At 38.2% G+C, this 16,190-nt stretch carries 13 protein-coding genes and 1 rRNA gene; 8 read left to right on the forward strand and 6 right to left on the reverse strand.

From position 1 onward, the window contains the following. Positions 1–30 precede the first annotated feature (30 nt). Both ACTHJT_RS05375 and secDF read left to right on the forward strand, forming a co-directional pair. Entirely contained in the window at positions 31–387 is a 357-nt protein-coding gene (locus tag ACTHJT_RS05375) for a hypothetical protein (RefSeq protein WP_440236926.1), read from the forward strand. A gap of 117 nt (positions 388–504) precedes the next feature. After that, positions 505–3,483: a protein translocase subunit SecDF gene (gene secDF / locus ACTHJT_RS05380; RefSeq protein WP_440236929.1), complete on the forward strand. Its 2,979-nt coding sequence runs from the start codon at positions 505–507 to the stop codon at positions 3,481–3,483. Between the two features lie 88 nt (positions 3,484–3,571). Here secDF and ACTHJT_RS05385 read toward each other — a convergent pair whose 3' ends face one another. Together ACTHJT_RS05385 and aspS are read right to left on the reverse strand one after the other, a co-directional pair. Then, complete coding sequence (locus ACTHJT_RS05385) at positions 3,572–5,752, reverse strand: B12-binding domain-containing radical SAM protein (RefSeq protein WP_440236933.1); 2,181 nt, start codon at positions 5,750–5,752, stop codon at positions 3,572–3,574. Between the two features lie 140 nt (positions 5,753–5,892). After that, positions 5,893–7,659 carry an aspartate--tRNA ligase gene (gene aspS / locus ACTHJT_RS05390; RefSeq protein WP_440236935.1) on the reverse strand — a complete coding sequence of 589 codons (1,767 nt, stop codon included), beginning with the start codon at positions 7,657–7,659 and terminating at the stop codon, positions 5,893–5,895. A gap of 257 nt (positions 7,660–7,916) precedes the next feature. Between aspS and ACTHJT_RS05395 the strand changes: the two genes are divergently transcribed. Genes ACTHJT_RS05395 through ACTHJT_RS05405 form a run of 3 tightly spaced genes read left to right on the forward strand, consistent with a single transcriptional unit; the run spans position 7,917 to position 9,713 of the window. After that, complete coding sequence (locus tag ACTHJT_RS05395; protein ID WP_440236938.1) at positions 7,917–8,603, forward strand: hypothetical protein; 687 nt, start codon at positions 7,917–7,919, stop codon at positions 8,601–8,603. A 6-nt stretch (positions 8,604–8,609) separates the two neighbouring features. Continuing rightward, entirely contained in the window at positions 8,610–9,056 is a 447-nt protein-coding gene (locus ACTHJT_RS05400; protein WP_440236941.1) for a nucleoside deaminase, read from the forward strand. A gap of 51 nt (positions 9,057–9,107) precedes the next feature. Further along, entirely contained in the window at positions 9,108–9,713 is a 606-nt protein-coding gene (locus ACTHJT_RS05405; RefSeq protein WP_440236944.1) for a superoxide dismutase, read from the forward strand. A 370-nt stretch (positions 9,714–10,083) separates the two neighbouring features. Here the strand turns inward: ACTHJT_RS05405 and ACTHJT_RS05410 are convergent, their stop codons facing one another. Then, positions 10,084–11,004 carry a polyphosphate kinase 2 family protein gene (locus tag ACTHJT_RS05410; RefSeq protein WP_440236947.1) on the reverse strand — a complete coding sequence of 307 codons (921 nt, stop codon included), beginning with the start codon at positions 11,002–11,004 and terminating at the stop codon, positions 10,084–10,086. Positions 11,005–11,278: 274 nt separating this feature from the next. Between ACTHJT_RS05410 and ACTHJT_RS05415 the strand changes: the two genes are divergently transcribed. Beyond that, a complete protein-coding gene (locus ACTHJT_RS05415) occupies positions 11,279–13,183 on the forward strand; it encodes a sensor histidine kinase (protein ID WP_440236949.1) in 1,905 nt (634 codons plus the stop codon). A gap of 12 nt (positions 13,184–13,195) precedes the next feature. Further along, positions 13,196–13,840: a response regulator gene (locus tag ACTHJT_RS05420; RefSeq protein ID WP_440236951.1), complete on the forward strand. Its 645-nt coding sequence runs from the start codon at positions 13,196–13,198 to the stop codon at positions 13,838–13,840. 34 nt (positions 13,841–13,874) lie between these two features. Here the strand turns inward: ACTHJT_RS05420 and ACTHJT_RS05425 are convergent, their stop codons facing one another. Both ACTHJT_RS05425 and ACTHJT_RS05430 read right to left on the reverse strand, forming a co-directional pair. Then, positions 13,875–14,279, reverse strand: coding sequence for a response regulator (locus ACTHJT_RS05425; RefSeq protein WP_440236954.1), 405 nt, complete (start codon positions 14,277–14,279; stop codon positions 13,875–13,877). A gap of 3 nt (positions 14,280–14,282) precedes the next feature. Then, positions 14,283–15,410, reverse strand: a complete 1,128-nt coding sequence (locus ACTHJT_RS05430; protein ID WP_440236958.1) for a sensor histidine kinase — start codon at positions 15,408–15,410, stop codon at positions 14,283–14,285. A 235-nt stretch (positions 15,411–15,645) separates the two neighbouring features. Here ACTHJT_RS05430 and ACTHJT_RS05435 point away from each other — a divergent pair, with 235 nt between their 5' ends. Then, entirely contained in the window at positions 15,646–15,915 is a 270-nt protein-coding gene (locus tag ACTHJT_RS05435) for a hypothetical protein (protein ID WP_440236960.1), read from the forward strand. 175 nt (positions 15,916–16,090) lie between these two features. Here the strand turns inward: ACTHJT_RS05435 and rrf are convergent. Beyond that, positions 16,091–16,190 (reverse strand): 5S ribosomal RNA (gene rrf, locus ACTHJT_RS05440); the annotation flags it as partial.

The raw sequence follows: 16,190 nt of genomic DNA on the forward strand, positions 1-16,190 counted from the left end.
CTGATTTATTTAGCTTTGCAGGCTATAAAAATGAAAAAACAGTACTCATCATATTATTTCACGCTACTTTTTGCATTGATTCTAACAATGCTGGGAGCAGTTTGTTATTCGCCAATCCTTCACGCGAATACAAAAGCTGTTGCTGAAAAAGCGCCTAAAGATGATAATAGCGCAACTAAAGCCGAACAAACAATAACCATCGGACAGCATGTTGCAAGCACCTTGTCTTTTTCTTTTGAAAGCAATACGGATTTAATTTCCAGCGGTTTTGATTTTGTTCATTTTGGATTGCCGTTTGAAGTTGTTCACCGCGTTCTTTCAGCAATCTTTCAGAATTCATATCTGAGTAATATTTTCCCTTTTGCCATTTCGGCCCAGGCCCCATAGTATTATTTCCCGCTTTAACATTACATAAGTCTGCTCATATGGCATGGCTTGTAAGCACCTTTGCATAAAAGGTTCAATCCAGTTTTACCAATACAATAATATATTTACTAACTAACAATGAGAAATAAGAATTTAATTATCGCGCTCACAGTAATTGTTACTGCACTGAGCTTCTTTTACATCTCATTTACCTTTGTAGCAAGAGGTATTGAGAAAGATGCGGCTGATGCAGCAACACAAGCCGATGGGAAAATAAATCCCAACATCAAACAGGCTTACCTTGATTCAATCTACGACAAACCGGTATATAATTTACTAGGTGCAGAATTTACCTACAAGCAGGTAAAGAGATTCGAAATGGCTTTAGGTCTGGATTTGCAAGGTGGTATGCACGTTGTGCTTGAAGTTTCTCCGGTAGAAATTTTAAAAGCAATGGCAGGCTCGAATGCAGAAAACGCGACCTTCAAACAAGCGCTTGAAAATGCAAAAACAAAACAACGCAACAGCCAAAACACATTCCAGCAATCATTCTTTGATGAATACCGTGCATTAGCAGGTGCTAATAATCTGAATAAGATTTTTGCTAACACGGCAAACAAAGATAAAATCACGATCAACTCAACTGATAAAGAAGTTGAAAAAATGATCAACGACGAAATTGATTTGTCTGTTGACCGCTCATTCAACATTCTTCGTAACCGTATCGATAAATTCGGTGCCATCCAGCCAAACATTCAGCGCATCAGAGGTACAGGCCGTATCCTTGTTGAATTACCGGGTGTTGAGAATACACAACGTGTACGTAACTTATTACAAGGAACTGCAAAACTTGAGTTCATGGAAGTTTATCAGATTTATGAAATATCTGAAAAAACAAACCGTATCAATGACTACCTGGTTTCACTTGCTGAAGAACAAAAAGATGCAGATGCAGTTATAGATACAACTGCAACAAAAACTGCGAAGGCAGACAATTCATTATTAGTAAACTCAGATACAGATTCAACAAAAACTGCAAAGGCGGATTCTGTAAAACAGGATACTTCAAAAGTTTCAGACTTCTACCGCCTGATCCGTGCACAAGGTGGCTTGATCTATGAAACTAAAGATACTGCAACAATCAATAAAATTCTGAACATGCCAAAAGTTCAGTCTATTATTGGCAACGACTTACGTTTTGTTTGGGAAAGAAAAGCAAACATCTCTGACGATGGTATCGGATATATTGAACTTGTTCCGGTAAAAATCGGTCGCGATGGTAAAGCAGCGCTTTCAGGTGATGTTATTACAAATGTTGTATCTTACCTTTCACCAACCGGTAAAGGATACGAAGTATCTATGCAGATGAACCCAAGCGGTGCTCAGGCATGGAGAAGAATTACAAAAGAAGCATCTACTGCTCCTCCGCAAAATCCAAACCTGAAAAGACGTATTGCAATCGTATTAGATAACTCTGTTTATTCTGCACCTGTTGTGCAGGTAGAAATTCCGAATGGTAGCTCTGTCATTACCGGAGACTTTACACAAGAAGAATCAAAAGATTTAGAAAACATCTTAAAGGCTGGTAAACTTCCTGCGCCTGTACGTATTGTTGAAGAAGTTGTAGTTGGTCCTACACTTGGACAGGAAGCAATCATGGATGGTTTAGTATCTATGTTTGCAGGTATTGCAATTGTTGTATTGCTATTGATGATGTACTATAACAAAGGTGGTTTGATCGCTGATATCGCATTGATCTTTAACATCATCTTTACATTGGGCTTCCTTGCATCGCTGAACTCAGTACTTACGCTTCCTGGTATTGCCGGTATCGTATTGACAATCGGTATGTCTGTCGATGCGAACATCCTGATTATGGAACGTATCAAAGAGGAACTTGCCAACGGCAAATCATTATTAGCTGCCATTGAACTTGGCTATGACAAAGCGTTCAGCTCGATCTTTGACTCCAACCTTACAACCATCTTAACGGGTGTTATCTTATTCTTCTTAGGTGAAGGTCCTGTAAAAGGTTTCGCAACAACGCTTGTAATCGGAGTACTTTGTTCATTCTTTACTGCTGTATACATCACCAAAGTAATTTTATTGTGGATGGCTCGCAGCAAAAAAGATGATGCTGTTTCTTTTGACACATTCATTTCTAAGAAAGCATTTAAAAACCTGAACTTCGATTTTATCTCTAAGCGTAAAATCGCTTATATCTTCTCTTCATCAATTCTTGTTATCGGTTTAGTGCTTACAATCATGCAAGGCGGATTGAACCTTGGTGTGGATTTCAAGGGTGGCCGTTCTTACATCGTTGAATTCAAAAATCCGGTTGTAGCATCAGACCTTAGAGCTGGTTTGAATGATTATTTTGAAGGGGCTGGTTCTGAAGTGAAAACTTACGGTTCAGAAACAAAAGTAAAAATTACGACAAGTTATTTAGTTGAAGACGAATCTGCAGAAGCAGATACAATAGTAGTTGCTGCCTTGAACAAAGGGATTAAGAATTATGCTAAAGAAAACAGCTTTGAAGTTTTAAGTTCTTCTAAAGTTGGTGCTACGGTAGCGGATGATATTAAAAATGCTTCATGGAAAGCCATGCTGGCATCACTTATCGGTATCTTCCTTTATATCTTCTTACGTTTCAAGAAATGGCAGTTGTCTCTGGGCGGTGTTGTGGCCTTATTCCACGATACACTTATGGTTCTTGCGATATTCGCGATCCTGCGTGTGTTCAATATTGACTTTGAAATTGACCAGGTAATAGTTGCTGCATTACTTACAATTATAGGTTTCTCTATCAACGATACCGTTGTAATCTTTGACCGTGTCCGTGAATTCGACAGAGAATCTCACAAACTGAACATGGCGAAAATGTTAAACGCGTCTATCAACAGTACACTTAGCCGTACCATCATGACAACGGTTATCGTATTGGTGTCTGTATTGATTCTATTCATCTTCGGTGGTGAAACATTAAGAGGTTTCTCTTTTGCATTGCTGATCGGGGTTATCTTCGGTTCTTACTCTACCATCTTCATTGCGGTGCCGATGTTGTTGGATTTAAGATCTAAAGCTGAAAAAGATGCTGACGATAAATTGTTGGCTTAATCAGTGCTGATAAAATAAAAAGCCTCCCGACAACTATCGGGAGGCTTTTTATTTTATATACTCTTTATAACAGAATGAAATCTCAAATTCAAAACCGCAGCAATAACAAACCCGTATTCCGTATAGCACTCCAGGTTTCTGAATGCAATAAATTTTCTTTTGTCTGCCCGGTTTCTTCAGTGTATTTTTCCAGAAAATCATTCAACGTAATCAATGATTTGATTGAAACGAGATCTCTCGTTAATTGCTGTTCGATAAAATTCGCAGACTTCAAATCAAGCTTGGTAGTAATCATACCATGCGGTGTTTCAATTCCTACCTTGCAGTTTTTCCCTTGTACGGTGAACGTTGGTACGCGACCCAGCCAGCAAATCCTGTAATTCAGTTTCTCTTCATCATCGCCATCACTGGCATTAATGTAAGATTGAATAAGTTTTGGTGCCAACGATGTTTTCGGTGTTGTGAAATCAAACCATTCATTAGCTGGCCAATCCAGGCAGTTCTGTAACATGAAATTAAATAATGATCTTCTCAATCCTTCCGAAAATAAATCATGGTCGCAACCGTTCGGGTCTTCATGAATCAAATCATTATTGGCAAAGGTGCCATCTTCCGGTCCGATTTTAACAACCTGATATTTTTCAGGATTCAATCCAACCGGACTATGGGCAGTCATTGAAAAGCGATGCCAGAAGCCCGATTGCAATACCTGTGCTTCAAACAATTGCCGGACAACTTCTAAGGAATCAATTGTCTCCTGTGCCGTCTGTGTGGGAAAGCCATACATGAGATACGCATGCACCATAATGCCTGCCTGTGTAAAGTTTGAAGCAACCTGAGAAACCTGTGCAACACTCACTCCTTTCTCCATCAACTGCAACAAGCGATCAGAGGCTACTTCCAATCCTCCCGTAACAGCTATACAGCCTGATGCTGCCAGAAGTTTGCATAAATCGTCGGTGAAGGTTTTTTCAAAACGGATATTTGCCCACCAGGAAATATCCAGCTTACGGTCCAGCAGCTCAAGAGCCAAATCCCGCATCACCAGAGGTGGTGCGGCCTCATCTACAAAGTGGAAACCGGTAGTACCTGTCTGTGCTATGATTGTTTCGATTTTATCCGCCAACATACTTGCCGATGCAGGTTCATAGCGGCCGATGTAATCCAGTGAGATGTCACAGAACGAACATTTCTTCCAGTAACAACCATGTGCTGCTGTCAGCTTGTTCCAGCGCCCGTCGCTCCATAACCGGTGCATAGGGTTCGCCATTTCCAGCATAGAGATATAACTGTCCAGCAACAAGTCTGTATAGTCAGGAGTACCAGCCTTACTATGTGCGATATCCGGAGCCTTGCAGCCATTAATATATTTTACCTCCCCACCTTCACGTATGAATGTACGCTTCAGTAATGCGAGCTCACGTTTACCTTCCAGGTATTCCAGTATATTCAGTACCGGCCTCTCACCATCATCCAGCGTGACAAAATCGGTAAAATCAAACACGCGCGGATCCGACAAACTTCTCAATTCTGTATTGGGAAAACCGCCGCCCATCAGGATTTTTATATGCGGATAGTTTTTCTTTATATGTTGCCCTGCCTTGAAAGCACCGTAAACATTCCCCGGGAAGGGTATGGTAAACAACACCACATCAGGTTGCTCATTCTTAATATGACGATCAACAATGGATGCTAATATTTCGTCTATACTATTATTGTTCGCTTCAAGTAATTTTAAAATCGGGTCGAATGAAGTTGCCGACCGTGCAATATCTTCCGCATACCTACTGAATCCGAAATAGGGAGAGATACATTCTATAATCAGATCGCCGATATCCTCAATGAATAACGTACAAAGCATCTTCGCCTTGTCATGAATACCCATACTACCGAATAACTCTTCTACTTCTTCATTGAGGGTATTGAACCTTGATGCCTGCGGCAGATAATCGCTGGCGCAAATCTTATGAGCCAACGTAATGTTTTTATTCTGCAGGAAACGAATAACTGCATCTACACAAAATTCATATCGGTACCGCTGTGCAAGAATATCTTTTACATTTTCAGACAGGTCTTTTTGTAAAGCAGCTTCATCAAATAACCGGCTGATTGTTTTTTTATTGAATATCTCTAAGATCAATTCTAAACCCAGATCTGCCTGAGAGCAGTTGTTGTATGCTGTCTCATTCAGAAATCCTTTCAGATAAGCTGTTGCAGGGTATGGTGTATTGATCTGCGTAAGTGGCGGTATGAACAGGGAGATTTTCAATGAAGATTTTTTATAAATTACTGTTGAAGTAATCTTTGATTTACAATGCCTAATTTATTGTTCATAAAAAACAAAAAACCCATCCCAATAGCTATCAGGACGGGACTTTTATTTTCGCATGTTATTATCCGATATGAATGTTACGCTTTTGCTGTAAGCTTTACATCAATGTTTAATTCTTTCAATTGCTTGTCATCAATCACAGACGGCGAATCAATCATTACATCTCTGCCTGAATTATTTTTAGGGAACGCAATGAAATCACGGATTGAATCTACACCACCAAAGATTGAACATAAACGGTCAAAACCGAATGCCAGACCAGCATGCGGAGGCGCACCATATTCAAATGCTTCAAGCAGGAACCCGAACTGTGCTTTCGCTTCTTCTTCAGAGAAACCTAATACTTCAAACATTTTATTCTGAACCGTTCTATCATAGATACGGATAGAACCGCCGCCCACTTCAACACCATTGATTACTAAATCATACGCATTTGCATTTACGCTGCCCAGTTGTTCAAACGGAAGCTTCATGAACGCATCAATATCTTTCGGCGATGTGAACGGGTGGTGCATGGCAAACCAACGCTGTTCTTCTTCGCCAAATTCCAACAGTGGAAAATCGATCACCCACAATGCTGCAAATTTATCTTTCGGACGTAAACCTAAACGGCTGCCCATTTCCAGACGTAAGTCGTTTAACTGGCCACGTACTTTATTTCCGTTGCCCGAAAGGATCAGCATTAAGTCACCAGGTTTCGCATTAAAACGTTCCGCGATTTTTTTCAGGTCATCTGCTGAGTAGAATTTATCTACAGAAGATTTTAATGAGCCGTCTGCAGCATAACGTACCCAAACCATTCCTTTCGCGCCAACCTGCGGACGCTTCACGAATTCCGTTAACGCATCAATTTCTTTACGTGTATATTCTGCACAGCCTTCAGCATTAATACCTACTACAAGATTTGCTTCATCAAAAACCTGGAAGCCCTGTGACTGCACAAGATCTGTAAGCTCAACAAACTTCATTCCGAAACGGATATCCGGTTTGTCGCTGCCGTAGTATTTCATTGCATCTGCAAACAGCATGCGCGGCACTTCAGGCAGATCAAATTCTTTAACTGTTTTGAACAGGTGACGCACCAGGCCTTCAAACATGTTCAATACATCTTCCTGCTCTACAAATGACATTTCACAATCTATCTGCGTAAACTCCGGTTGAAGGTCAGCACTCAAATCTTCATCACTGAAACATTTAACAATCTGGAAATATCTGTCAAAGCCTGCTACCATCAACAATTGCTTGAAGGTTTGTGGAGATTGCGGCAATGCATAAAACTGACCGGGGTTCATTCTTGAAGGAACTACAAAGTCTCTTGCACCTTCCGGTGTAGACTTGATCAATACAGGCGTTTCAACTTCAAGGAAATTGTTTGCATCTAAATAGGTTCTTGTTTCTCTTGAAACTTTATGGCGCAACTCCAAATTTTTCCGTACAGCATCTCTTCTTAGATCCAGGTAACGGTACTTCATTCTTGTTTCATCACCGCCATCTGTTTCATCCTCAATCAAAAACGGAGGTGTCTTTGATTCGTTCAGTATATTCAGCGCTGAAATTTTAACTTCAATATCACCCGTTGGCATTTTAGGATTTTTCGCCACACGTTCAATGACACTTCCTGAAGCCTTGATCACAAATTCACGACCAAGTTTACGGGATGTTTCTAAAATTTCATTTGATGATTTACCTTCTTCAAGAATCAACTGAGTCATTCCGTAACGATCACGTAAATCAACCCATATCATTCCGCCTTTATCACGCACACGCGCTACCCAACCACAAAGGGTTACTTCTTTATTTACATCTGAAATCCGTAATTCACCACACGTATGAGAACGTAGCATATACCTATTAGTTAATATTTTAAACAGGCTCACAAGTTAGGCGTTTTTTACAAAATTTCCCTGAATATTTGTTGAAAACCTGCATTTAAGCCTTTCCGGTTTACCTTTCTCGCCCTATAAAATACACCTCTTAATCAATACATTACATAAGCAGTGCTTTTGAAAACATTTTTTTACTTAAATTCCATGATTAAATGCTTGTTGAATTACGCTCAACGTGAGTGTTTTTTGTACATTGCTACGCTAATTCTTTACCTATGAAAAATATTGTATTTATTTGCCTTGCCTTATTTTTGATGTCTGCGCGCGGACCTAAGCTGGTTACTCAGAAGATGGTTGATGGTATTACTGTTGGGATGCCAAAGGATTTTACTCAAATGTCGGATGATGATATTGCAAATAAATATCCTTCTACAAAAAAACCTGTTTCCATGTACACCAATTTAGACCGTACGGTTGATTTTGGTTTAAACATCAGCAAATCACGCTGGGGAGGGCTTGACCTGAATATTCTTAAAGGTATTTTCCATGCAACCATTGTTGACTCATACGATACAGTCATGTTTATTCAGGAAGACATTGTTTCAATCAATGGACGTCCGTATATACGTTATGAATACAACTCCATCTTTGACAATACACAAGGCTATCACTATATGCTCATTTCAATATTGGCCAAGACTGTAGGCGAAGCTGAAGTTGATAAAGAAAAACTGGCGCCGGATAATGCCAATCATTTATTGATCTTCAACTTTTATTGTTCTAAAGCATTTCAGGAAAAATATCAGCCGATAGCAGGAGCCATGATGCAGTCTATACATGTAAATACAAAGCAGGCCTGCAACGCCATACCATCTGCTGAGAAACCGGTTGTTAAGGGCTTGGTAACTCCGGAACAAATTTTGGAAGACCAGAAAAAAAGAGGTACGAAAAACAAAAAATAAATTCGAATGCTCAGTATTCACAGCGACGAACATTTCATGCGCGAAGCCATGAAAGAAGCGCAGAAAGCATTTGATAAAGGAGAAATTCCAGTTGGTGCCGTTGTAGTAAGCAATAATCAAATCATTGCACGTGCATACAACCAGACGGAACTGCTTTCAGATGTTACAGCACATGCAGAAATGCTTGCTATTACAGCTGCTTCCAATCATCTGGGCGGAAAATATTTAATTGATTGTTCTCTTTATATTACGCTTGAACCTTGTGTCATGTGTGCGGGTGCATTAACCTGGTCGCAGATTGGTAGCGTTATTTATGCTGCAAAAGATATTAAACGCGGTTATAGTTCTATTAACGGTTTAAACATGCACCCAAAAACAATTGTTAAACAAGGTCCTTTTTCTGAAGAAAGTGAAAAGCTATTGCTTGAATTCTTTCGGAAACTCAGAAAATAATTCTAAATTATGTATTCATCACGTATTTGTTAATTAAACCTATATACTATTATGGCTTTTGAACTACCTGCATTACCGTATGCACCAAATGCACTGGAACCGAACATCGATCAGGCTACGATGGAAATTCACCATGGCAAGCATCACAATGCTTATGTAACAAACTTAAACAACGCAATCAAGGGTACAGATGCTGAATCTTTATCTATCGAAGCTATCTGCAAAAATATCAGTAAATATTCTCCTGCCATCCGTAACAATGGCGGTGGTCATTTCAACCACTCGTTGTTCTGGACAGTAATCGGTCCAAATGCAGGCGGCGCACCTACTGGCGAGCTGGCAGCGGCTATCGATAAGGCTTTTGGTTCTTTTGATGCATTCAAAGAACAATTTGCAACTGCAGGCGCAACACGTTTTGGCTCTGGCTGGGCTTGGTTAATCGTATCAAACGGTGAATTGAAAATCACTTCTACGCCAAACCAGGATAATCCTTTAATGGATATTGCTGAAGTAAAAGGCACTCCGATTCTTGGCCTTGATGTTTGGGAACATGCTTATTATCTGAAATACCAAAACAGAAGACCTGACTATATTGCTGCATTCTGGAATGTAGTAAACTGGTCTAAAGTTGCTGCTTTGTATAGTGCAGCTAAGTAATTTCAGGTATTACTTCTACGAAAAAGCCGCATGTAATTACATGCGGCTTTTTTTATTTTTTTTAAGAGTTTTTTAATATTCTTTTTCCATATAAACCTCCTTTGAAAATCAAATACCAACTTTTCGATTTTGTTAACCATTGTTAAGTAATTGTATTTCAAGAAATAATACATGTACTAAAAGTTGAAAAAATGAATTATATGCCGTAATCTTGTATCACTTATTCAATGGGGCATTTTTGGAATAGGTATTTAAAACCGAATAGATTTTAAATTGAAATTTTTTCACTTAGGATTTTTCAAACAGCTAATCAAATAATAGAGAAGCATTCAGAATGCTTCTCTTTATTTGAAGCTATAGAAACCAAAACTCATTCATTCACTTCCTTCTCTTTCAATAATTCTGCCTTTGCCTTTTCTAATGCTTCTTTTTGCTCCAGACTTACTGTCGGATATCTTAGCTTTAGCTTCTCGAATTCACTAAGAATGATCTTACCTACAATCAACCGCATAAACCATTTGTCATCGGCCGGTATAACGAACCAAGGAGCATTCTTTGTTGACGTGTTACTCAGCATATCTTCGTAAGCCAGTCTGTAATCTTTCCAGTGCACACGTTCTTTTAGATCACCTACAGCAAACTTCCAGTTCTTTGAAGGGTCATCAATGCGTTCAATAAAACGTCTTTTCTGTTCTTTCTTCGAAACGTGTAAAAAGAATTTTAGAATCAACGTGCCATTATCTGATAAATGTTTTTCAAAATTATTAATTTGTTCAAATCGTTTGTTCCAGAATTTCTGGTTGATCTGTTTAATATTTTCAATTTCAGACAAAGATTCTGAAAGAATATACTCCGGATGTACACGCGTAACGAGCACGTTTTCATAATGCGAACGGTTGAATATTCCAATCTCGCCGGCTGCAGGCAAGGCTACATAATGTCTCCATAAATAATCATGTGATTGCTCGAGTTTTGTAGGCACCTTAAAGCTTGTTACCTTCACGCCTTGCGGATTCAAGCCTGTCATAATATGTTTTACCGTACTGTCTTTCCCGGCAGCATCCATAGCCTGAAAAATTAACAGGATACTTTTTTTACCCTCTGCATACAGTTTATCCTGCATTTCAGACAGCTTGGCGATTCCCCAGCTCAGCAGTTCCTCTCCTTCTTCCTTGGTAAGTATTTTGTGATCATAATCTGTTAGAAACTGCTTCTTCAAATCCACAGACTGTTTGGGTTTAACCTGAAGTGTATGGATATACTTTACTAATTTTGAAAGGTCTTTTTTCATAAGGACAATGTTGAAAATGGGATTGCTTAAATCTACAAAACATTTCCTAATTCAAACACTTTTGCCGCATATGTACAGTATTTGCTGATCTGACCAGACTATAACCTCCCTTTTGTCTGAGTCTTTATTATGCGTTATGGCGTATTTTCGTTATCTTTATTGAGGTAATTCCGTACCTCCGATTCGGTAGTTATACTTATTTTAATCTCATTATCAAATAGGTATATACTAAGTCGCAGGTTTTTTGCTGAACCTTTAATTAAAAAACTGCTGTTTGTCTGCGTATTTTAACATAAGCTTTTTAAAAAAACTTCCGATTTCCACGAAGCTTTCTATTTCCTATCTGCTAATAGGAATTGTTACATTGCTTACAGTGTCTTCCATTTTATATTACATTTTCAAAAAGACTATTATTGAAAAAACAACCAATCAGTTGGTTGCTGTGAATGTGATCAAGAAGAAATCCATTGAAGATTTTTTATTAGGCGTTGTTCGTGATATTCGTGATGACGAATTTGAATTGAATAATTTTCCGGTACAGATCATCGGTGGCCTGCATATACTTGATCAAAATTATTCCATTAATTCAAACGATTCGCTTTACAATAGCTCCATGCTTTCTGTGTATGAAGACATAGTATTTATGGATTCACTCGGAAATATTATCAAGCACGCGCATTCCAATAAGTCTAAATATCTCGCTGATACAGCTATCAAAGATCTCTTTCATAAATTTAAAGAGAATCATGCAGCAACCGGCAATGAATTATTTTTTAGTGATATCACCAATCAATATGGCGTGAAGCATCCACAATTGCTTTGTGTGTTTAAGTTAAAACGTGCGTCTGTATGGGGTATATATTTTATTAATCACGCATACATTAATGATATTATTGAAATCCGTTCGGGAATGGGTGCTACCGGAGAATCTTACCTGGTTGGCAACGATCTTTACATGAGAAGTGAATCACGTTTTTATGAAGACACGCTTCCAAGCAAAATTAAAGTGAATACTGCTGCAACACAGCATGCATTTTCAGGTAAAACACTTGCAGAAGGCTCTATTATTAACGATTACAGAGACATTCCTGTTATCAGCGTTCAAAGCAAGATAGATATTCCAGGAATGGATTGGGCGCTTATTTCTGAAATTGATGTAAGTGAAGCAATGGCAAGCGTTAATGTTATCCGGAACTATATGATTGGTATAGCAGTATTGGTTTCATTGGTATTGATGGTTGTGACGCTTATATTGGTAAAACAGATTGTTGATCCGATCAATAACTTAACCCGGTTGATTGATACCATTTCTCTTGGGAAATTTAATCAATCCTTTCAGAAACAAAATTTTTCCGGTGATGAAATTGGCAGGTTTGAAGATGCGATTCTTAATCTTCAGCAGCATATTGCAGTAACGGCTTCCTTTGCGGATGAAATCGGTAAAGGAAATTTGTCCGCCGACTACAGAGCAGTAAGTGCTGATGATACACTTGGAAATGCATTATTAAAAATGCGCGTTGATCTGATTGAAAGTAAAATAAAGGAAAAGCTTTTAACCAAGCAGAAAACAAGTGCGCTTATCGAAGGACAGGAAAAAGAACGTGAACGATTGGCGCGTGAATTGCACGATGGACTCGGGCAGATGCTGACTGCAATACGTTTGCGCATTGGTATGCTGAAAGAAGATCAACAGAATAAAAAAGATATTCAACATATCATTGATGATACAATTACTGAATTAAGGCGAATTTCAAACAACGTAATGCCTGCTGTGCTGATTGACTTTGGTCTTGCAGCCGGACTAAAAACACTTGTTGAATATTCGATAAAACTATATCATATTCCTATTGTGCTGACATATGATTCGTATGCTTTTGAGAAGAAACCTAAGAATGTTTTTGATATTAATGTAAGTCTGTACCGCATAGCCCAGGAAGCGATCAATAATGCAATTAAATATTCCAATACATCCGAAATCCGCATTTCACTGATTGAAAAAGCAGACAGCATCGAAATGGAAATTTCGGATAATGGTGTGGGATTTGATTTGAAAAATAAAGTCGAAGGGAAAGGAATCGGAAACATGGGCGAACGTGCCAGACTCATTGATGGTAATTTTACAATCAAATCTGATAAAAACGGAACTACTGTATCGATCACTGTACCTCTATACTTCTAATTAGATAACTATATGAAAAAGATCTCCATTGTAATAGCCGATGATCATACGCTGATCCGGGATGGCATAAAAGCGCTGCTTCAATCGATCGATGAATTTGAAGTAGTAGGTGAAGCAACCGATGGGGAAGAACTTGTGCAGTTTATAGACACACTCGATCCGGATATTGTTGTCGTAGATATTACCATGCCTAAAAAAACCGGAATTGAGGTGATTACTGAAGTTAAAAAATATAATTCCCGTGTTAAGTTTATCGTACTTTCTATGCACGATAACCCTGAATATGTATTGAAAAGTGTTCAGGCAGGAGCGCTGTCTTATCTTCTGAAAAATACAGATCACGAAGAAATTGTAAAAGCGGTGAAGGCTGTTAGTGCCGGACAAAAATATTTTTCCGCTGATATTTATTCAATCATTCTGAACGGACTGGCGAATCCAGAACTGATCAAAGGGAATCAATTATCAGAAGCTTTAACCAAAAGAGAGCTGGAGATTTTACGTGAGGTGTCAATGGGTTTAAGTACAAAGCTGATTGCGGACAAACTGCATATCAGTGTTCGTACTGTTGAAACACACAGAATTAATCTGATGAAAAAAATGGAAGTGCACAATTCAGCAGAGCTGATAAAAAAAGCTATGGATCTTAACTTAATTTAGATCCATAGCTTTCAGGTATTTTATGACTGTCTCACTAGCTGGCTAATGATAAGCGGCGCATTTTATCCATGTCCAGTGGCTTAAGAATATATCCTTCAATATCATATTCCTTTGCTTTATCCATATCAATGGGATTACTTGATGATGATAATACATATATCTTAAAGCACTTTGTGTGATCAGGCATTTTGAGTTTTAATTCGTTTAGAAAATCAAAGCCGTCCATTACCGGCATATGCAAATCAAGAAAGATTAACTGAGGGCATTCTTCATCACATGTTTCCGTCAGACAATGGCTGGAAACAAATTTCATAGCTTCGTTTCCATTTTTAACTGTATTGATTGAATCGGTAATACTTGATTTATTTATAATGATCTCACTGATGAAATTGCTTGTATCATCATCATCAACTAATAGTACAGACTTGAACTTTTTCATGAATTAGAATATTATTTTGAATACAGACCCGACGTTTACCGCGCTTTCTACTTCAATTTTGCCTCCCTTATCCTCTACAATTTTATTAGTAATATATAGTCCTACACCAGAGCCTTCTATATGATCATGAAAACGTTTAAACAGCTTAAATAGTTTATCCCTGCACAAATCAAGATCTATACCCAATCCATTATCTTTTACGCTGATTTCATTCCTGTTGGTTACAGGATTGTGAGCTGTCATGATTTCAATTTTCAAGCTCCTGTCCGGTGATTTATATTTTATGCTGTTAATGATAAGATTGTACATAATACTTTTGAATGCCTGCTTACTGTATATAATTGTCTCAACATTTAACGTAAACGTAATCTTTGCGTGACTCGCCTTAACGAGAATTTCATTTTCCGACAATATCTCTTTCAGCACTTCGCGAATATTGATCTCCTGAATGTCTTCATAAGGATTGGTTTGAACCTTAACAATGTCGGTAAGGTTAATGACCGTATTTTTAACTTTTGCTGTTGAATTTTCAATTTTTTCAATCAGGCTGGTTACAACTTTATTTTCCGGATTCATTTCTGCTTTTAATAATTGCAGCAAGCCTTCAATATTGTTGACCGGTGACTTTAAATCGTGTGAAGCAGAATAAATAAAATTATCCATGTCCTTGTTCAGACGTACCAGATTTTGATTTGACTCAGCAAGTTGCTGCGTTCTTTCGTTTACGACGATCTCCAGTTGCTGAGGTGATTTAAGTGTTAATGCGTGCGGTATTACCTTATATAATGCCCATACGGTTATCCATGAAATAATCGCTGTTATAAACAATATTAAAGCACTTAATCTGTATACTGGCTCCCAGAATATAATTGCATCAACCAAATGGGTAAGGCCGCAAAGCAGGATAAATAAAATAAACAGCCATAGTATTTTTACAAATGGGATTTCGTCCTTTTTCTTTCTGAGCATATAAAATAGACTGAAAGGAATAGCGAAATAAGCGGCCCAGATCGCCAGACTAGAAAAGATATACAGCCAGCCATGAAAATCTGTCCATTTTCCGCAATACCAGCGTGCTGGCCATGATTCTGACCACAGCAGTTTCGAAAAAAAATCCGATACTTCCTCCATAATTGTTAGCCTTTGTTGAAATATAAAAAAAATGTATGTTAACTTAATCAGATAAATCCACTTTAACAAACACTTAAAATAAGCTTTACAAGCGATAAACAGGCGTTACAAATAATTGAATCAGGTTTTCGGCGAACCATTTTTAATGAATAAATACGTAGTTAAATATCAGTATTTACCGCCATGTATTTTCACTTAGCACTTTTATATACTTGCATCTATTATCTGTTAATAGATGAAGAAAATATACGTTTTAGCTGCGCTTTTGTTTTCTGTAGGTAAAATTGTGGCTCAGGAAATAGATCCCGACTATAAGCACCTTCATCCGGTGCATGGGCATCAAGGACAAGAAAAGGAAAAACATACGCAAGAGATTGCATTGGTAGATCAAAAGACAAATAGAAAATCTACCAGGAAATATGTTGTGGTACCAAGCGATTCAATACCTGAGGTGAATGTTCAGGGAAAGAAATCGAGGAAAAATTATAAGAACCAGTTTAATTGACCGTAATTTTAGAACTGTGTTTAAGCGCTGCTTCGAATTAAAGAGATTTAATTTAAGCAGCGTTTTTATTTTGCCTTTTTCTTGGCTTATGAGTGTTTGTAAACCGTCGCTTATTTTTTCAAAAGGCTAAAAACAAAAAACCCTTTACTGATTATAGTAAAGGGTTTTGATAATAAGTTGGCAGCGACCTACTCTCCCACATTTGACTGCAGTACCATTGGCGCAGTTGGGCTTAACTTCTCTGTTCGAAATGGGAAGAGGTGAACACCAACGCT

This window comes from Cytophaga sp. (assembly GCF_051961495.1).
Classification (GTDB): domain Bacteria; phylum Bacteroidota; class Bacteroidia; order Cytophagales; family Cytophagaceae; genus Cytophaga.